4 protein-coding genes are annotated in these 22,883 nt (G+C 37.1%); 1 reads left to right on the top strand and 3 read right to left on the bottom strand.

What is annotated here, in order from left to right; genetic code table 11:
• Window positions 1-54: 54 nt before the first annotated feature.
• A complete protein-coding gene (locus tag AC0L4B_RS08145; protein WP_473439325.1) occupies window positions 55-15,243 on the bottom strand; it encodes a Calx-beta domain-containing protein in 15,189 nt (5,062 codons plus the stop codon).
• Window positions 15,244-16,329: 1,086 nt separating this feature from the next.
• Between AC0L4B_RS08145 and AC0L4B_RS08140 the strand changes: the two genes are divergently transcribed.
• Window positions 16,330-17,919, top strand: a complete 1,590-nt coding sequence (locus tag AC0L4B_RS08140; RefSeq protein ID WP_473439324.1) for a peptide chain release factor 3 — start codon at window positions 16,330-16,332, stop codon at window positions 17,917-17,919.
• Between the two features lie 212 nt (window positions 17,920-18,131).
• Here the strand turns inward: AC0L4B_RS08140 and AC0L4B_RS08135 are convergent, their stop codons facing one another.
• Together AC0L4B_RS08135 and rpoC are read right to left on the bottom strand one after the other, a co-directional pair.
• Window positions 18,132-18,452, bottom strand: a complete 321-nt coding sequence (locus AC0L4B_RS08135; protein ID WP_473439323.1) for a DUF3467 domain-containing protein — start codon at window positions 18,450-18,452, stop codon at window positions 18,132-18,134.
• 86 nt (window positions 18,453-18,538) lie between these two features.
• The gene (gene rpoC, locus AC0L4B_RS08130) at window positions 18,539-22,840 is read right to left on the bottom strand and encodes a DNA-directed RNA polymerase subunit beta' (protein WP_289045081.1); all 4,302 of its coding nucleotides are present in this window, start codon (window positions 22,838-22,840) and stop codon (window positions 18,539-18,541) included.
• Window positions 22,841-22,883: the final 43 nt, after the last annotated feature.

The following is a 22,883-nucleotide window of genomic DNA, read 5'->3' as shown; positions in this document are numbered from 1 at the left end:
ATTATTTTTTATAGAGGTAGCTATTGAATAGCTACCTCTTTTTTTAACTATTATCTATCGTTGAATATATAGATATCCAGCTCTTGATTTAGTTTCACTTCCGTTATCATATTCAACTATGTAGAAGTAAGTTCCTACTGGTAATTGTTTTTCAACTTTAACATTTACTCTTCCATTAGACTCTCCTTTAAAGAAGTTTCCGTTTTGAGCGTAACCTGTTGTTTCATAAACAATAACTCCCCATCTGTTATAAATTCTTACTGTATTTTCTGGGTATAATTCGATGTTTCTAATCACAAACACATCATTATCACCATCTCCATTAGGAGTTACAGCATTGAATATCTCTAATTCATCTTCTGAAGGAGTAGCGTTATTAACATCTAAATAATCAGGTAAACCATCACCATCACTATCTACTGCATCACCACCAAAACCAATTCCGTCAAGGTTTGGATCAGGATACTCATCTTCAGTTAAGATACCATCATTGTCATCATCAGTATCTAAATAATCTGGGATACCGTCACCATCACTATCGTCGTTAGTAGGGTCATTATCTCCATCAGGATTAATATCTCCATCAGAATCGTCTACGTCAGCATAGTCTTCGTTAATTGTATCAACACCATCATTATCATCGTCCGAATCTAACAAGTTTGGTGTTCCGTCTCCATCTGTATCTCCTAAAGGTAATTCTTCACCATTTGGAACATTATCTGAATCACAGTCTCCAAGTAACCAATCTTGTGATTGAGGAACTGTAGTACTAGTTATTAAGAAATCACATGGGTCTTGAGGATCTGTAGCATCAACTAATTCTGTTCCGTTAACAACTCCATCTCCGTCACAATCTAAAGCTTCCCATGCTTCCGTTACTATTATAAGATCTTGATTTGTTGCAAAATAATCACAAGGATCTATTGGATCTGTTCCATCAATTATCTCTTGACCATTTGAAACTCCATCTCCATCACAATCTGCATTAAGGAATTCGTTATCAAGAGTTTCAGTGATACTATCAACATTATAATCACATGCATCATTTGGATCTGTATTATCATCTAAAACTTCTGTTCCGTCTAATACTCCGTCTCCATCTGTATCTGGATCTGTTGGGTCTGTTCCATCATCTGTGGTTGGATCTCCATCTGGTCCATTTACTTCGTCTGCATCTGTTAATCCGTCATTATCACAATCGTTTGTTGATGTAATAACTTCTGTAATATCTGCTACGTTGTAATCACATGCATCGTTTGGATCTGTTCCGTTGGTAACTTCTGTTCCGTCTAATACTCCGTCTCCATCTGTATCTGGATCTGTTGGGTCTGTTCCATCATCTGTGGTTGGATCTCCATCTGGTCCATTTACTTCGTCTGCATCTGTTAATCCGTCATTATCACAATCGTTTGTTGATGTTATAACTTCTGTGATATCTGCTACGTTGTAATCACATGCATCGTTTGGATCTGTTCCGTTGGTAACTTCTGTTCCGTCTAATACTCCGTCTCCATCTGTATCTGGATCTGTTGGGTCTGTTCCATCATCTGTGGTTGGATCTCCATCTGGTCCGTTTACTTCGTCTGCATCTGTTAATCCGTCATTATCACAATCGTTTGTTGATGTTATAACTTCTGTAATATCTGCTACATTGTAATCACATGCATCGTTTGGATCTGTTCCGTTGGTAACTTCTGTTCCGTCTAATACTCCGTCTCCATCTGTATCTGGATCTGTTGGGTCTGTTCCATCATCTGTGGTTGGGTCTCCATCTGGTCCATTTACTTCGTCTGCATCTGTTAATCCGTCATTATCACAATCGTTTGTTGATGTAATAACTTCTGTAATATCTGCTACGTTGTAATCACATGCATCGTTTGGATCTGTTCCGTTGGTAACTTCTGTTCCGTCTAATACTCCGTCTCCATCTGTATCTGGATCTGTTGGGTCTGTTCCATCATCTGTGGTTGGATCTCCATCTGGTCCGTTTACTTCGTCTGCATCTGTTAATCCGTCATTATCACAATCGTTTGTTGATGTTATAACTTCTGTGATATCTGCTACGTTGTAGTCACATGCATCGTTTGGATCTGTTCCGTTGGTAACTTCTGTTCCGTCTAATACTCCGTCTCCATCTGTGTCAGGATCTGTTGGGTCTGTTCCATCATCGGTTGTTGGGTCTCCATCTGGTCCATTTACTTCGTCTGCATCTGTTAATCCGTCATTATCACAATCGTTTGTTGATGTTATAACTTCTGTAATATCTGCTACGTTGTAGTCACATGCATCGTTTGGATCTGTTCCGTTGGTAACTTCTGTTCCGTCTAATACTCCGTCTCCATCTGTATCTGGATCTGTTGGGTCTGTTCCATCATCTGTGGTTGGATCTCCATCTGGTCCATTTACTTCGTCTGCATCTGTTAATCCGTCATTATCACAATCGTTTGTTGATGTAATAACTTCTGTGATATCTGCTACATTGTAATCACATGCATCGTTTGGATCTGTTCCGTTGGTAACTTCTGTTCCGTCTAATACTCCGTCTCCATCTGTATCTGGATCTGTTGGGTCTGTTCCATCATCTGTGGTTGGGTCTCCATCTGGTCCATTTACTTCGTCTGCATCTGTTAATCCGTCATTATCACAATCGTTTGTTGATGTAATAACTTCTGTGATATCTGCTACATTGTAATCACATGCATCGTTTGGATCTGTTCCGTTGGTAACTTCTGTTCCGTCTAATACTCCGTCTCCATCTGTATCTGGATCTGTTGGGTCTGTTCCATCATCTGTGGTTGGATCTCCATCTGGTCCGTTTACTTCGTCTGCATCTGTTAATCCGTCATTATCACAATCGTTTGTTGATGTTATAACTTCTGTGATATCTGCTACGTTGTAGTCACATGCATCGTTTGGATCTGTTCCGTTGGTAACTTCTGTTCCGTCTAATACTCCGTCTCCATCTGTGTCAGGATCTGTTGGGTCTGTTCCATCATCGGTTGTTGGGTCTCCATCTGGTCCATTTACTTCGTCTGCATCTGTTAATCCGTCATTATCACAATCGTTTGTTGATGTTATAACTTCTGTAATATCTGCTACGTTGTAGTCACATGCATCGTTTGGATCTGTTCCGTTGGTAACTTCTGTTCCGTCTAATACTCCGTCTCCATCTGTATCTGGATCTGTTGGGTCTGTTCCATCATCGGTTGTTGGGTCTCCATCTGGTCCATTTACTTCGTCTGCATCTGTTAATCCGTCATTATCACAATCGTTTGTTGATGTTATAACTTCTGTGATATCTGCTACGTTGTAGTCACATGCATCGTTTGGATCTGTTCCGTTGGTAACTTCTGTTCCGTCTAATACTCCGTCTCCATCTGTGTCAGGATCTGTTGGGTCTGTTCCATCATCGGTTGTTGGGTCTCCATCTGGTCCATTTACTTCGTCTGCATCTGTTAATCCGTCATTATCACAATCGTTTGTTGATGTTATAACTTCTGTAATATCTGCTACGTTGTAGTCACATGCATCGTTTGGATCTGTTCCGTTGATAACTTCTGTTCCGTCTAATACTCCGTCTCCATCTGTATCTGGATCTGTTGGGTCTGTTCCATCATCGGTTGTTGGGTCTCCATCTGGTCCATTTACTTCGTCTGCATCTGTTAATCCGTCATTATCACAATCGTTTGTTGATGTTATAACTTCTGTGATATCTGCTACGTTGTAGTCACATGCATCGTTTGGATCTGTTCCGTTAGTAACTTCTGTTCCGTCTAATACTCCGTCTCCATCTGTGTCAATGTCATTATCTAAGATTGTTACTGTTCCACTTGGATTTGTATTAGTAGTGTTTCCACTATTCACGGTTCCATCTACTGTAAATGTTTCGTCTAATTCAACTTCTATATCATCCGTTGTTGGAATCACAACAGCTACACTGGTATCGCCTGCTGGAATTGTTACTGTAGTCGTTACTTCTGTATAGTCATCCGTTCCTGCTGTTCCTGTGGTCGTTACAATATCTACTACTGTATCAACACTACTTGGATTACTCAAACTTACTGCAAATACTGCATCATCGCCTTCTGGAACCGTAACATCTGAAATACTTACTATTGGTGCGCCATCATCATCTGTGATCGTACCAATACCTTGATTGTCACTTACTGTAACTGCTGTATTAGTCGTATCTGTCTCTGCTCCTGTGATATTAACCTCGAAAGTCTCGGTTGGTTCACTTGTTGTATCTTCTACTGTAGGAACGGTAACATTAACGGTTGTACTTCCTGCTGGAATCGTAACTGTTAAAGTTACTGGCTCTGTATAATCACCTGTCTCTACTGCTGTAGCATCATCTATCGTAAAAGTAACTGTAATGTCTTCACTACTTGGATTACTCAAACTTACTGCAAATACTGCATCATCGCCTTCTGGAACCGTAACATCTGAAATACTTACTGTTGGTGCGCCATCATCATCTGTGATCGTACCAATACCTTGATTGTCACTTACTGTAACTGCTGTATTAGTCGTATCTGTCTCTGCTCCTGTGATATTAACCTCGAAAGTCTCGGTTGGTTCACTTGTTGTATCTTCTACTGTAGGAACGGTAACATTAACGGTTGTACTTCCTGCTGGAATCGTAACAGTTAAAGTTACTGGCTCTGTATAATCACCTGTCTCTACTGCTGTAGCATCATCTATCGTAAAAGTAACTGTAATGTCTTCACTACTTGGATTACTCAAACTTACTGCGAATACTGCATCATCGCCTTCTGGAACCGTAACATCTGAAATACTTACTGTTGGTGCGCCATCATCATCTGTGATCGTACCAATACCTTGATTGTCACTTACTGTAACTGCTGTATTAGTCGTATCTGTCTCTGCTCCTGTGATATTAACCTCGAAAGTCTCGGTTGGTTCACTTGTTGTATCTTCTACTGTAGGAACGGTAACATTAACGGTTGTACTTCCTGCTGGAATCGTAACAGTTAAAGTTACTGGCTCTGTATAATCACCTGTCTCTACTGCTGTAGCATCATCTATCGTAAAAGTAACTGTAATGTCTTCACTACTTGGATTACTCAAACTTACTGCAAATACTGCATCATCGCCTTCTGGAACCGTAACATCTGAAATACTTACTGTTGGTGCGCCATCATCATCTGTGATCGTACCAATACCTTGATTGTCACTTACTGTAACTGCTGTATTAGTCGTATCTGTCTCTGCTCCTGTAATATTAACCTCGAAAGTCTCGGTTGGTTCACTTGTTGTATCTTCTACTGTAGGAACGGTAACATTAACGGTTGTACTTCCTGCTGGAATCGTAACAGTTAAAGTTACTGGCTCTGTATAATCACCTGTCTCTACTGCTGTAGCATCATCTATCGTAAAAGTAACTGTAATGTCTTCACTACTTGGATTACTCAAACTTACTGCGAATACTGCATCATCGCCTTCTGGAACCGTAACATCTGAAATACTTACTGTTGGTGCGCCATCATCATCTGTGATCGTACCAATACCTTGATTGTCACTTACTGTAACTGCTGTATTAGTCGTATCTGTCTCTGCTCCTGTGATATTAACCTCGAAAGTCTCGGTTGGTTCACTTGTTGTATCTTCTACTGTAGGAACGGTAACATTAACGGTTGTACTTCCTGCTGGAATCGTAACAGTCAAAGTTACTGGCTCTGTATAATCACCTGTCTCTACTGCTGTAGCATCATCTATCGTAAAAGTAACTGTAATGTCTTCACTACTTGGATTACTTAAACTTACTGCAAATACTGCATCATCGCCTTCTGGAACCGTAACATCTGAAATACTTACTGTTGGTGCGCCATCATCATCTGTGATCGTACCAATACCTTGATTGTCACTTACTGTAACTGCTGTATTAGTCGTATCTGTCTCTGCTCCTGTGATATTAACCTCGAAAGTCTCGGTTGGTTCACTTGTTGTATCTTCTACTGTAGGAACGGTAACATTAACGGTTGTACTTCCTGCTGGAATCGTAACAGTTAAAGTTACTGGCTCTGTATAATCACCTGTCTCTACTGCTGTAGCATCATCTATCGTAAAAGTAACTGTAATGTCTTCACTACTTGGATTACTCAAACTTACTGCGAATACTGCATCATCGCCTTCTGGAACCGTAACATCTGAAATACTTACTGTTGGTGCGCCATCATCATCTGTGATCGTACCAATACCTTGATTGTCACTTACTGTAACTGCTGTATTAGTCGTATCTGTCTCTGCTCCTGTGATATTAACCTCGAAAGTCTCGGTTGGTTCACTTGTTGTATCTTCTACTGTAGGAACGGTAACATTAACGGTTGTACTTCCTGCTGGAATCGTAACTGTTAAAGTTACTGGCTCTGTATAATCACCTGTCTCTACTGCTGTAGCATCATCTATCGTAAAAGTAACTGTAATGTCTTCACTACTTGGATTACTCAAACTTACTGCGAATACTGCATCATCGCCTTCTGGAACTGTAACATCTGAAATACTTACTGTTGGTGCGCCATCATCATCTGTGATCGTACCAATACCTTGATTGTCACTTACTGTAACTGCTGTATTAGTCGTATCTGTCTCTGCTCCTGTGATATTAACCTCGAAAGTCTCGGTTGGTTCACTTGTTGTATCTTCTACTGTAGGAACGGTAACATTAACGGTTGTACTTCCTGCTGGAATCGTAACAGTTAAAGTTACTGGCTCTGTATAATCACCTGTCTCTACTGCTGTAGCATCATCTATCGTAAAAGTAACTGTAATGTCTTCACTACTTGGATTACTCAAACTTACTGCGAATACTGCATCATCGCCTTCTGAAACCGTAACATCTGAAATACTTACTGTTGGTGCGCCATCATCATCTGTGATCGTACCAATACCTTGATTGTCACTTACTGTAACTGCTGTATTAGTCGTATCTGTCTCTGCTCCTGTGATATTAACCTCGAAAGTCTCGGTTGGTTCACTTGTTGTATCTTCTACTGTAGGAACGGTAACATTAACGGTTGTACTTCCTGCTGGAATCGTAACTGTTAAAGTTACTGGCTCTGTATAATCACCTGTCTCTACTGCTGTAGCATCATCTATCGTAAAAGTAACTGTAATGTCTTCACTACTTGGATTACTCAAACTTACTGCGAATACTGCATCATCGCCTTCTGGAACTGTAACATCTGAAATACTTACTGTTGGTGCGCCATCATCATCTGTGATCGTACCAATACCTTGATTGTCACTTACTGTAACTGCTGTATTAGTCGTATCTGTCTCTGCTCCTGTGATATTAACCTCGAAAGTCTCGGTTGGTTCACTTGTTGTATCTTCTACTGTAGGAACGGTAACATTAACGGTTGTACTTCCTGCTGGAATCGTAACTGTTAAAGTTACTGGCTCTGTATAATCACCTGTCTCTACTGCTGTAGCATCATCTATCGTAAAAGTAACTGTAATGTCTTCACTACTTGGATTACTCAAACTTACTGCGAATACTGCATCATCGCCTTCTGAAACCGTAACATCTGAAATACTTACTGTTGGTGCGCCATCATCATCTGTGATCGTACCAATACCTTGATTGTCACTTACTGTAACTGCTGTATTAGTCGTATCTGTCTCTGCTCCTGTGATATTAACCTCGAAAGTCTCGGTTGGTTCACTTGTTGTATCTTCTACTGTAGGAACGGTAACATTAACGGTTGTACTTCCTGCTGGAATCGTAACAGTTAAAGTTACTGGCTCTGTATAATCACCTGTCTCTACTGCTGTAGCATCATCTATCGTAAAAGTAACTGTAATGTCTTCACTACTTGGATTACTCAAACTTACTGCAAATACTGCATCATCGCCTTCTGGAACCGTAACATCTGAAATACTTACTGTTGGTGCGCCATCATCATCTGTGATCGTACCAATACCTTGATTGTCACTTACTGTAACTGCTGTATTAGTCGTATCTGTCTCTGCTCCTGTGATATTAACCTCGAAAGTCTCGGTTGGTTCACTTGTTGTATCTTCTACTGTAGGAACGGTAACATTAACGGTTGTACTTCCTGCTGGAATCGTAACAGTTAAAGTTACTGGCTCTGTATAATCACCTGTCTCTACTGCTGTAGCATCATCTATCGTAAAAGTAACTGTAATGTCTTCACTACTTGGATTACTCAAACTTACTGCGAATACTGCATCATCGCCTTCTGGAACCGTAACATCTGAAATACTTACTGTTGGTGCGCCATCATCATCTGTGATCGTACCAATACCTTGATTGTCACTTACTGTAACTGCTGTATTAGTCGTATCTGTCTCTGCTCCTGTGATATTAACCTCGAAAGTCTCGGTTGGTTCACTTGTTGTATCTTCTACTGTAGGAACGGTAACATTAACGGTTGTACTTCCTGCTGGAATCGTAACAGTTAAAGTTACTGGCTCTGTATAATCACCTGTCTCTACTGCTGTAGCATCATCTATCGTAAAAGTAACTGTAATGTCTTCACTACTTGGATTACTCAAACTTACTGCGAATACTGCATCATCGCCTTCTGGAACCGTAACATCTGAAATACTTACTGTTGGTGCGCCATCATCATCTGTGATCGTACCAATACCTTGATTGTCACTTACTGTAACTGCTGTATTAGTCGTATCTGTCTCTGCTCCTGTGATATTAACCTCGAAAGTCTCGGTTGGTTCACTTGTTGTATCTTCTACTGTAGGAACGGTAACATTAACGGTTGTACTTCCTGCTGGAATCGTAACAGTTAAAGTTACTGGCTCTGTATAATCACCTGTCTCTACTGCTGTAGCATCATCTATCGTAAAAGTAACTGTAATGTCTTCACTACTTGGATTACTCAAACTTACTGCAAATACTGCATCATCGCCTTCTGAAACCGTAACATCTGAAATACTTACTGTTGGTGCGCCATCATCATCTGTGATCGTACCAATACCTTGATTGTCACTTACTGTAACTGCTGTATTAGTCGTATCTGTCTCTGCTCCTGTGATATTAACCTCGAAAGTCTCGGTTGGTTCACTTGTTGTATCTTCTACTGTAGGAACGGTAACATTAACGGTTGTACTTCCTGCTGGAATCGTAACAGTTAAAGTTACTGGCTCTGTATAATCACCTGTCTCTACTGCTGTAGCATCATCTATCGTAAAAGTAACTGTAATGTCTTCACTACTTGGATTACTCAAACTTACTGCGAATACTGCATCATCGCCTTCTGGAACCGTAACATCTGAAATACTTACTGTTGGTGCGCCATCATCATCTGTGATCGTACCAATACCTTGATTGTCACTTACTGTAACTGCTGTATTAGTCGTATCTGTCTCTGCTCCTGTGATATTAACCTCGAAAGTCTCGGTTGGTTCACTTGTTGTATCTTCTACTGTAGGAACGGTAACATTAACGGTTGTACTTCCTGCTGGAATCGTAACAGTTAAAGTTACTGGCTCTGTATAATCACCTGTCTCTACTGCTGTAGCATCATCTATCGTAAAAGTAACTGTAATGTCTTCACTACTTGGATTACTCAAACTTACTGCAAATACTGCATCATCGCCTTCTGGAACTGTAACATCTGAAATACTTACTGTTGGTGCGCCATCATCATCTGTGATCGTACCAATACCTTGATTGTCACTTACTGTAACTGCTGTATTAGTCGTATCTGTCTCTGCTCCTGTGATATTAACCTCGAAAGTCTCGGTTGGTTCACTTGTTGTATCTTCTACTGTAGGAACGGTAACATTAACGGTTGTACTTCCTGCTGGAATCGTAACAGTCAAAGTTACTGGCTCTGTATAATCACCTGTCTCTACTGCTGTAGCATCATCTATCGTAAAAGTAACTGTAATGTCTTCACTACTTGGATTACTCAAACTTACTGCGAATACTGCATCATCGCCTTCTGGAACCGTAACATTATCAATGCTAACTGTTGGTGCGCCATCATCATCTGTGATCGTACCAATACCTTGATTGTCACTTACTGTAACTGCTGTATTAGTCGTATCTGTCTCTGCTCCTGTGATATTAACCTCGAAAGTCTCGGTTGGTTCACTTGTTGTATCTTCTACTGTAGGAACGGTAACATTAACGGTTGTACTTCCTGCTGGAATCGTAACAGTCAAAGTTACTGGCTCTGTATAATCACCTGTCTCTACTGCTGTAGCATCATCTATCGTAAAAGTAACTGTAATGTCTTCACTACTTGGATTACTCAAACTTACTGCGAATACTGCATCATCGCCTTCTGGAACCGTAACATCTGAAATACTTACTGTTGGTGCGCCATCATCATCTGTGATCGTACCAATACCTTGATTGTCACTTACTGTAACTGCTGTATTAGTCGTATCTGTCTCTGCTCCTGTGATATTAACCTCGAAAGTCTCGGTTGGTTCACTTGTTGTATCTTCTACTGTAGGAACGGTAACATTAACGGTTGTACTTCCTGCTGGAATCGTAACAGTTAAAGTTACTGGCTCTGTATAATCACCTGTCTCTACTGCTGTAGCATCATCTATCGTAAAAGTAACTGTAATGTCTTCACTACTTGGATTACTCAAACTTACTGCAAATACTGCATCATCGCCTTCTGGAACTGTAACATCTGAAATACTTACTGTTGGTGCGCCATCATCATCTGTGATCGTACCAATACCTTGATTGTCACTTACTGTAACTGCTGTATTAGTCGTATCTGTCTCTGCTCCTGTGATATTAACCTCGAAAGTCTCGGTTGGTTCACTTGTTGTATCTTCTACTGTAGGAACGGTAACATTAACGGTTGTACTTCCTGCTGGAATCGTAACAGTCAAAGTTACTGGCTCTGTATAATCACCTGTCTCTACTGCTGTAGCATCATCTATCGTAAAAGTAACTGTAATGTCTTCACTACTTGGATTACTCAAACTTACTGCGAATACTGCATCATCGCCTTCTGGAACCGTAACATTATCAATGCTAACTGTTGGTGCGCCATCATCATCTGTGATCGTACCAATACCTTGATTGTCACTTACTGTAACTGCTGTATTAGTCGTATCTGTCTCTGCTCCTGTGATATTAACCTCGAAAGTCTCGGTTGGTTCACTTGTTGTATCTTCTACTGTAGGAACGGTAACATTAACGGTTGTACTTCCTGCTGGAATCGTAACAGTCAAAGTTACTGGCTCTGTATAATCACCTGTCTCTACTGCTGTAGCATCATCTATCGTAAAAGTAACTGTAATGTCTTCACTACTTGGATTACTCAAACTTACTGCGAATACTGCATCATCGCCTTCTGGAACCGTAACATCTGAAATACTTACTGTTGGTGCGCCATCATCATCTGTGATCGTACCAATACCTTGATTGTCACTTACTGTAACTGCTGTATTAGTCGTATCTGTCTCTGCTCCTGTGATATTAACCTCGAAAGTCTCGGTTGGTTCACTTGTTGTATCTTCTACTGTAGGAACGGTAACATTAACGGTTGTACTTCCTGCTGGAATCGTAACAGTTAAAGTTACTGGCTCTGTATAATCACCTGTCTCTACTGCTGTAGCATCATCTATCGTAAAAGTAACTGTAATGTCTTCACTACTTGGATTACTCAAACTTACTGCAAATACTGCATCATCGCCTTCTGGAACCGTAACATCTGAAATACTTACTGTTGGTGCGCCATCATCATCTGTGATCGTACCAATACCTTGATTGTCACTTACTGTAACTGCTGTATTAGTCGTATCTGTCTCTGCTCCTGTGATATTAACCTCGAAAGTCTCGGTTGGTTCACTTGTTGTATCTTCTACTGTAGGAACGGTAACATTAACGGTTGTACTTCCTGCTGGAATCGTAACAGTCAAAGTTACTGGCTCTGTATAATCACCTGTCTCTACTGCTGTAGCATCATCTATCGTAAAAGTAACTGTAATGTCTTCACTACTTGGATTACTCAAACTTACTGCGAATACTGCATCATCGCCTTCTGGAACCGTAACATTATCAATGCTAACTGTTGGTGCGCCATCATCATCTGTGATCGTACCAATACCTTGATTGTCACTTACTGTAACTGCTGTATTAGTCGTATCTGTCTCTGCTCCTGTGATATTAACCTCGAAAGTCTCGGTTGGTTCACTTGTTGTATCTTCTACTGTAGGAACGGTAACATTAACGGTTGTACTTCCTGCTGGAATCGTAACAGTCAAAGTTACTGGCTCTGTATAATCACCTGTCTCTACTGCTGTAGCATCATCTATCGTAAAAGTAACTGTAATGTCTTCACTACTTGGATTACTCAAACTTACTGCGAATACTGCATCATCGCCTTCTGGAACCGTAACATCTGAAATACTTACTGTTGGTGCGCCATCATCATCTGTGATCGTACCAATACCTTGATTGTCACTTACTGTAACTGCTGTATTAGTCGTATCTGTCTCTGCTCCTGTGATATTAACCTCGAAAGTCTCGGTTGGTTCACTTGTTGTATCTTCTACTGTAGGAACGGTAACATTAACGGTTGTACTTCCTGCTGGAATCGTAACAGTTAAAGTTACTGGCTCTGTATAATCACCTGTCTCTACTGCTGTAGCATCATCTATCGTAAAAGTAACTGTAATGTCTTCACTACTTGGATTACTCAAACTTACTGCAAATACTGCATCATCGCCTTCTGGAACCGTAACATCTGAAATACTTACTGTTGGTGCGCCATCATCATCTGTGATCGTACCAATACCTTGATTGTCACTTACTGTAACTGCTGTATTAGTCGTATCTGTCTCTGCTCCTGTGATATTAACCTCGAAAGTCTCGGTTGGTTCACTTGTTGTATCTTCTACTGTAGGAACGGTAACATTAACGGTTGTACTTCCTGCTGGAATCGTAACAGTCAAAGTTACTGGCTCTGTATAATCACCTGTCTCTACTGCTGTAGCATCATCTATCGTAAAAGTAACTGTAATGTCTTCACTACTTGGATTACTCAAACTTACTGCGAATACTGCATCATCGCCTTCTGGAACCGTAACATTATCAATGCTAACTGTTGGTGCGCCATCATCATCTGTGATCGTACCAATACCTTGATTGTCACTTACTGTAACTGCTGTATTAGTCGTATCTGTCTCTGCTCCTGTGATATTAACCTCGAAAGTCTCGGTTGGTTCACTTGTTGTATCTTCTACTGTAGGAACGGTAACATTAACGGTTGTACTTCCTGCTGGAATCGTAACAGTCAAAGTTACTGGCTCTGTATAATCACCTGTCTCTACTGCTGTAGCATCATCTATCGTAAAAGTAACTGTAATGTCTTCACTACTTGGATTACTCAAACTTACTGCGAATACTGCATCATCGCCTTCTGGAACCGTAACATCTGAAATACTTACTGTTGGTGCGCCATCATCATCTGTGATCGTAATTGTTCCACTTGGATCAGTATTTATAGTGTTTCCACTGGTTACATTTCCATTGACTGTGAAATCCTCACTTGGTTCATCTATAGTGTCATTAATAATAGGAACACTTACATTTACACTTGTATCTCCTGCTGGAATCGTGACTATTGTTATTGTACTTGTATAATCCCCAGGTTCTTCTGCTGTACCATCTGTTGTTGTTATCTCAACCACTGTATCAACACTACTTGCCACATCTAAACTTACCGAAACAGTTGCATTACCAATATCTTCGTTTACTGTTACATCACCTATTGTAATATTAACTTTACATTCATCATCAAGAACTGTATCGTTTTGTGTTGAACCAATAGTTTGACCATTATTAACATCAACATCATTTGGCACTCCAGTTGAACTATTTACTGTTCCTGTTAAAACTCCATTAGCATCAACAGCTGAACTATCAATAGCATCTCCTCCTTCAAACGCATCAAAACATCCATCATTATCTGAATCTAAATCTAAATAATCAGGAGTACCATCATTATCAGTGTCTGTACTTTGACATGCTGACAAAATTAATTCAATTCCATCTGTTCCTGTTCCAAACAAGCCTCCCTGTACAAATTCTAAAGTAAAACTTGATATTTCTCCATTTATTTGTAAAGTTCCTGAGGCAGTACCATCAGCATCAGCTTGAGTTCCATCTTGACTATGTCCAGGATCAGCAGGAGTATTGTTACCTGAATCAAATGCGGTATTTGAAGTCGTTCCAAAATCTGAAGTACCTGATAAATTATTCCATGTTAAGCCATTTAATAATGTAACTATAGCACTGTTCTGAGTGGTAGATCCATCTGTACCACCAATTCTATCTAAATGAAGAATTGGATTAGTTACTGTTACTGGGTTTCCTAATGAATCTACATAGTTTACTGTTAATGTTGTTCCCCAAATATAAGAGCTCTCTAAAGAAGTAGAGTTAGCTAAATTTTCAGTCCAAAAATTACCATTACTAAAAGTTCCAGAAGTTAACGGTAACGAGTTTGTAGTTGTAATTTCTGCTGTAATTCCATTTCCAAAATCATAAGAGGCTGTTGAGCCACTTATATTCCAACTCCCTGATAAAATTTGCGAAGAACAAAATCCTTCATTTACATCTAGTATACCATCATTATCATTATCTAGGTCACAACCATCAGGTACATTATCATTATCTACATCAACTGTATCATTTGAACCATTACAAATATCATCAGCATCAGCAACCCCATCATCGTCTGAATCACATTGACCATTTGAATCTGAAGGAACTCCATCAATAGAACCTCCAACGGTTTGACCACTTGTAGTATTTACATTATTTGGAACTCCCGTTGTAGAATTAACCGCACCATCTAGAGAACCATCGGTATTAACATTTGATATTAAAATATTATCTCCTCCTTCTAAAGCATCAAAACAGCCATCATTATCACTATCTGTATCTAATTGATTTGGGATACCGTCATTATCTGAATCAGGACAACTTTTCTTTAAAGAGATATTATCTATTCTGAAATCATTATCAGCACAACCAGCTACATTATTAACAAGCTCTAAAGTTTTTGTTCCAGATAAAGTACCTGAATTAAAAAAATAATAAACCTCTTGCCAAGAATCTTCTCCATTACTCCCTCCCGTTGTTCTTGTTAAAGTTGGAGCTGTATAAATATCCGTATTATCAAATCTTAATACAACCTGTGGACTATTCTCAATTACCATTACCCACATAGAAAAAACATAATCGGTATTAGGAACCATATTAGTAATATCCTGCTTCCAGAAAGCTATACCAGCAATATCGTTGGGATCAATGTAAACAGAGTTATTTGTTGTGGAGTCAGGAGAATAATCTGTATGATTATCACCATTACAAGCGCCCGTGTTAGATGGTGTTGTATTATTCCAAATATTATTACCAACACCAGCAGCATCAGTAATAATATCTGCACCATTTGGAGTTCCTCCATTATAATTATAATGATTATTGCAACCACCATTAATTGAAGAGAATGGTGAAACTGCTACCCAACCTTGAGAACCACAACCTCCACTAGTATCTGGAACACCTCCACCACCGTTATTGTTGTTTCTACCTCTATTTAATTCCGAATACCAATGACGGTATCCTTCTTCAAAATCCCCATTTTGTATTAACTCAGGACCTAAAACACCTACTACACCTGTAGAAAAACATTCAAATTCATCTAAAATACCATCATTATCATCATCTAAATCTTGTGAATTAACAACACCATCGTTATCACAATCATTATCAGGCCCAATACATTGAGAATAAGAAACTTCAGAAAAAGAGAATAATAAAAAAAGAAAAAAGATAAAATTTGTTTTTAATAAAGAATCGAGTAGAGATTTTCATGATGAGAGAATTATTTTATTCTAATATTTAATTTGTGTTTATAGCTGCTGAGACAAAACACTGGGCGAAAATATAACATAGATTAAGTTTAAGGTTGACTTAAGTAGTCAAAAGTGTTAATTTTCGTTAAAGGGTCAAATATAACGTTGATAAACACAAAAATTAATTAAGCAAAAAACAAATAAAATCATTCAATATTAATAAAAAAATATAGATAAAAAACAAAATAAAACGCTTAAGTGCGTTTTATCAAAAAAAAGAATCAATTGATTAATTCATCGAGAATTACTACCATTGAAAGATAAAAATCACTGACACAAATTATTGTAAAGTTGAAAAGTTATATTAATACTAAAATTAAAAAAATAAAAAATTAAACCTAATTACTAACTCTAGAATGTATAAAACAAATCAAGTTTAATCAACCTTAAAACTTTTATATTTTATATTTGCACAAATTGATTTTAATGAAATTTTTAGAAGAAATACAAAGAAGAAGAACATTTGGAATTATATCACATCCAGATGCAGGAAAAACAACATTAACTGAAAAACTATTACTGTTTGGAGGAGCCATTAACGAAGCTGGAGCTGTAAAAAGTAATAAAATAAAAAAAGGAGCGACGAGTGACTTTATGGAAATTGAACGTCAACGTGGTATATCCGTAGCGACTTCTGTATTAGCTTTTGAATATAATGGAATCAAAATCAATATTTTAGACACACCAGGTCACAAAGATTTTGCAGAAGACACATTTAGAACATTAACAGCTGTTGACAGTGTAATAGTTGTCATTGACGTCGCAAAAGGTGTTGAGGAACAAACTGAAAAATTAGTTGAAGTTTGTAGAATGCGTAATATCCCAATGATTGTTTTCATTAATAAAATGGATAGAGAAGGTAAAGATGCTTTTGAATTACTTGATGAAATAGAACAAAAACTAAAATTAAAAGTGACTCCTTTAAGCTTTCCTATAGGAATGGGTTATGACTTTAAAGGTATTTATAATATTTGGGAGAAAAACATTAACTTGTTTAGTGGTGATAGTCGTAAAAATATAGAAGACACAATAGAAATTAGTGATTTAAACAGTGATGAATTAAACACTTTAGTGGGAGATAATGCAGCGGAAACATTACGTGAAGAAATAGAATTAGTTGAGGGAATTTACCCTGAATTTACAAATGAAGACTACTTGAAAGGAGAATTACAACCTGTATTTTTTGGATCTGCATTAAATAGTTTTGGAGTAAGAGAATTATTAGATTGCTTTGTTGAAATTGCACCTAAACCTCGCCCTAAACATAGTGAAGAACGCTTAGTTAAACCAGAAGAGGATAAATTTTCTGGATTTGTATTTAAGATCCACGCTAACATGGATCCTAATCACCGAAATAGATTAGCCTTTATAAAAATAGTGTCCGGTGAATTTAAAAGAAATACTCAGTATCTGCATGTTAGACATAACAAAAAAGTAAAATTTTCTAGCCCAAATGCTTTTTTTGCTGAAAAGAAAGAAATTGTTGATATTTCTTATCCTGGGGATATTGTTGGTTTACAAGATACAGGAACTTTTAAAATTGGAGACACACTTACTGAAGGTGAGATACTGAATTACAAAGGAATACCTAGCTTTTCACCAGAACATTTTAGATACATAAATAATGCAGATCCATTAAAATCTAAACAATTATATAAAGGTATTGACCAATTAATGGATGAAGGTGTAGCTCAACTTTTTACTCTTGAATTAAATGGAAGAAAAGTTATTGGTACCGTTGGAGCTCTACAATATGAAGTGATTCAATATAGATTAGAGCATGAATATGGAGCAAAATGTACATATGAAAACTTAAATGTTTACAAAGCTTGCTGGATAGAACCTACTGATAAAAAAAATGATGAATACAAAGAGTTTTTAAGAGTAAAGCAGAGGTTTTTAGCAAAAGATAAAAGAGGACAGTTAGTATTTTTAGCTGATTCGTCTTTCTCATTACAAATGACTCAACAGAAATATCCTAGTATTAAATTTCATTATGTATCAGAATATGAATAAATAATTGTTTTAAGAGCTTTTAAAAGACGTATAAACAAAACACATACTAATTAGCGTTTAAATATTATTTCTTCTTTTAAACCCCAAATAAATAACCTTCAAAAACTAAGACTATAACTAAAAACTATTATTTTTTATTTTTTAATAACAAAAATCAATTAAAAAATTATTTCATAAAAAAACCTCTTTATAAAAGTTATAAAGAGGTTTTTTTATGCTTGTCCAGTTGGACCAAAATTTAAAGGTATTGGTGGTTGATCATAATCTTTAATTTCACCATGAGCTTTTTCAAATCGATTTACATTTTCACTTAAAGCTTTCATTAATCGTTTAGCATGTTGAGGCGTCAAAATAATTCTTGATTTAACTTTACTTTTAGGCGTACCTGGCATTATGCTAACAAAATCTACAACAAATTCTGAAACTGAATGATTAATTATAGCAAGGTTAGAATAAATTCCTTCTGCAATTTTTTCATCTAATTCAATATTAATTTGACCTTGTTTTGGTTTATTATCCTTATTGTCTGACATTAATTTATGTTTTAAACAAAGAATCCTGCATGTTAGCAGGATTCTTTTAGTTATTATAATTTAGAATTTTATATATGATGCTAACATTAGTTGTAGTTAACTTCTTGTTTAGCTTTCATCATTTGATCAAATTCTTCTTTAGAACCTACAATTATGTTTTCATAAGCACGCATACCTGTACCTGCTGGTATACGATGACCTACAATTACGTTTTCTTTAAGTCCTTCAAGCGTATCTACTTTACCACTTACTGCTGCTTCATTAAGAACTTTAGTAGTTTCTTGGAATGATGCTGCCGAAATAAATGACTTAGTCTGTAATGATGCTCTTGTAATACCTTGTAAGATTGGCGTAGCTGTTGCTGGCTGTGCGTCTCTTGCTTCAACAAGTTGCTTATCTTCACGACGTAAGATTGAATTTTCATCTCTTAATTGGAATGCAGATATAATCTGACCTTCTTTTAAGTTAGAAGAATCTCCAGCGTTTTCAACCACTTTCATTCCGAAAATATTGTCATTTTCTTCAATGAAATCAGATTTATGAGCTAATTGATCTTCAAGGAAAATAGTATCTCCAGAATCAATAATTCTTACTTTACGCATCATTTGTCTAACAACAACCTCAAAGTGCTTATCATTAATTTTTACACCTTGTAAACGGTATACTTCCTGTACCTCGTTAACTAAGTACTGTTGTACTGCAGATGGTCCTTTAATGTTTAAGATATCATTTGGTGTTACAGAACCGTCAGATAATGGCATACCAGCTTTGATAAAGTCATTTTCTTGAACTAAGATTTGACTAGATAACTTAACTAGATATTTTTTAATTTCACCTAACTTAGATTCTACAATAATCTCACGATTACCTCTTTTAATTTTTCCAAAAGAAACAACACCATCAATAGCACTAACAACTGCTGGGTTAGAAGGGTTACGTGCTTCAAATAATTCTGTTACACGTGGTAAACCTCCTGTAATATCTCCTGCTTTAGCAGACTTACGTGGGATTTTAACTAAGATTTTACCAACTTCAACTTTATCTCCATCATCAATCATTATGTGTGCACCTACTGGTAAGTTGTAAGAACGAATTGCTTCACCTTTACCATCTTCTACAATAAGTGTTGGAATTAACTTTTTGTTTCTAGATTCAGAAATTACTTTTTCTTGGAAACCTGTTTGCTCATCAATTTCAACTTGATAAGTTATACCTTGTTCGATATTTTCATATCTAACTTTTCCAGCAAATTCTGAAATAATAACTCCGTTATATGGATCCCAAGAACAAACAACGTCATCTGCTTTTAGTTTATCTCCGTTTTTAACAAAAACATGAGAACCATAAGGAATGTTATTAGTACTTAAAGTAATACCTGTCTTTTTATCTACTAACTTAAGTTCTGAAGTACGAGAGATAACTACATCTACTTCTTTTCCATCGTTATCTAAACCTTTTACAGTTTTAAGATCTTCGATTTCTGCAACTCCATCAAACTTAGCTACTAATTTATTTTCTTCTGAAATATTACCTGCAATACCTCCTACGTGGAAAGTACGAAGTGTTAACTGTGTACCTGGTTCTCCAATAGATTGTGCTGCAACAACACCTACAGCCTCACCACGTTGTACCATTTTATTGGTAGCTAGGTTACGACCGTAACATTGAACACAAATTCCTTTTTTAGCTTCACAAGATAATGGTGAACGTACTTCTACAGCTTCAATTGGTGAATTTTCAATTCTTGCAGCTACTACTTCATCAATTAATTGACCTGCTTCAGCTAGAACCTCTTCAGTTAAAGGATCATATACATCGTTTAATGAAATACGACCAACAATACGTGCTTCTAGTTTTTCAACTACTTCATCATTTTTCTTTAATGCAGTAACTTCAACACCTCTTAATGTACCACAGTCTTCACTGTTAACAATTACATCTTGAGAAACATCAACTAAACGACGTGTCAAGTAACCTGCATCGGCAGTTTTAAGTGCTGTATCGGCTAATCCTTTACGAGCTCCGTGAGTTGATATAAAGTATTCTAAAATTGAAAGACCTTCCTTAAAGTTAGATAAAATTGGATTTTCAATAATAGATCCACCTCCTGCAGTAGATTTTTTAGGCTTAGCCATTAATCCACGCATACCTGTTAACTGACGAATCTGTTCTTTAGATCCACGAGCTCCAGAATCAAGCATCATAAATACCGAGTTGAATCCTTGTTGATCTTCTCTAATACGTTTCATTGACAATTCTGTCAATTCTGCATTTGTTGAAGTCCAGATATCAATAACTTGGTTATAACGTTCATTATTAGTAATTAATCCCATGTTATAGTTACCAGTAATACCATCTACTTTAGTATTTGCAGCATCAATCATTGATTGCTTTTCTGGTGGGATAATAATATCTCCTAAACTAAATGATAAACCACCTCTAAAGGCAAAGTTATATCCTAAAGTTTTAATTTCATCTAAGAAAGCTGCTGTTTCAGGTACACTAGTTACTTTTAAGATATTACCAATAATATCTCTTAAAGATTTTTTAGTTAATACCTGGTTAATGTAACCTGCTGCTGCTGGTACTTTTTCGTTAAATAATACACGTCCAACAGTAGTTTCAATAATTTGGTAAACTAACTCACCAGCTTCATTAAAGTCCTTTGTTCTTACTTTTATACCAGCATTTAATTCTACTCTTTTTTCGTTGTAAGCAATTGTTACCTCTTCAGCCGAGTAAAATGTTAATCCTTCTCCTCTAACTGGTACTTCTGGAGTAGAATATCTGTGCTTAGTCATGTAGTAAAGACCAAGTACCATATCCTGAGAAGGTACAGTTACTGGAGATCCATTTGCTGGATTTAATATATTGTGAGATGCCAATAATAATAATTGACATTCTAAGATTGCTTCAGGTCCTAATGGTAAGTGGACAGCCATTTGATCTCCATCAAAATCGGCATTAAATGCAGTACATACTAATGGGTGTAATTGTATTGCTTTTCCTTCAATTAACTTAGGTTGGAACGCTTGGATACCAAGTCTGTGTAACGTAGGAGCACGGTTTAAAAGAACTGGATGTCCTTTTAAAACATTCTCTAAGATATCCCAAACAACTGGCTCTCTTTTATCTATAATTTTCTTAGCAGATTTTACTGTCTTAACAATACCTCTTTCAATTAATTTTCTAATTACAAAAGGTTTATAAAGCTCAGCAGCCATATTTTTTGGTAAACCACACTCAAATAATTTAAGTTCTGGTCCAACAACAATTACAGAACGTGCAGAATAATCAACACGCTTACCAAGTAAGTTTTGACGGAAACGTCCTTGCTTACCTTTAAGTGAATCTGATAATGATTTTAATGGTCTGTTAGAATCTGTTTTTACTGCAGAAGATTTACGTGTGTTATCAAATAATGAATCTACTGATTCTTGTAACATACGTTTCTCGTTACGTAAGATAACTTCTGGAGCTTTAATTTCAACTAAACGCTTTAAACGGTTGTTACGAATAATAACACGACGGTATAAATCATTTAAATCTGAAGTTGCAAAACGTCCACCATCTAAAGGAACTAAAGGTCTTAATTCTGGCGGAATAATTGGCACTACTTTCATGATCATCCATTCTGGACGATTCTCTCTATTCTCATTAGACTCACGTAAAGCTTCAACAACTTGTAAACGTTTTAAAGCTTCAGTTTTACGTTGTTTAGAAGTTTCAGTATTAGCTTTGTGACGTAACTCGTAAGATAACGCATCAAGGTCAATTCTAGCTAATAAATCAATTAAACACTCAGCTCCCATTTTAGCAACAAACTTGCTTGGGTCAGTGTCATCTAAATATTGATTATCTTGAGGAAGTGTCTCTAAAATATTTAGGTATTCTTCTTCAGTTAAAAAGTCTAATTTTTGTAAAGGTTCACCTTCTTCATTTTTAGCATTACCTGGTTGGATTACTACATAACGTTCGTAGTAGATAATCATATCTAATTTCTTAGATGGTAACCCTAATAAATATCCTATTTTGTTAGGTAAAGAACGGAAATACCAAATGTGTGCTACAGGCACAACTAAATTAATATGTCCTACTCTGTCACGACGTACTTTCTTTTCTGTTACTTCAACTCCACAACGGTCGCAAACGATACCTTTATATCTAATACGCTTATATTTACCACAAGCACATTCATAATCCTTAACAGGACCAAAAATACGCTCACAGAATAAACCATCACGTTCTGGTTTATGTGTACGATAATTGATAGTTTCTGGTTTTAAAACCTCACCTCTAGACTCTGCTAAAATAGACTCTGGTGATGCTAAACCAATAGAGATTTTATTAAATCTCTGTACTGTATTCTTATCTTGTTTTTTTGCCATAATTCTTATAGTGTTCAGTTTGTAAAGCAGTTTTAAAGTTTAA

This window comes from Olleya sp. NP1-10, from assembly GCF_055804415.1.
The sequence above is the reverse complement of the archived record's forward strand: the minus strand, read 5'-3'. Positions and strand labels throughout refer to the sequence as shown.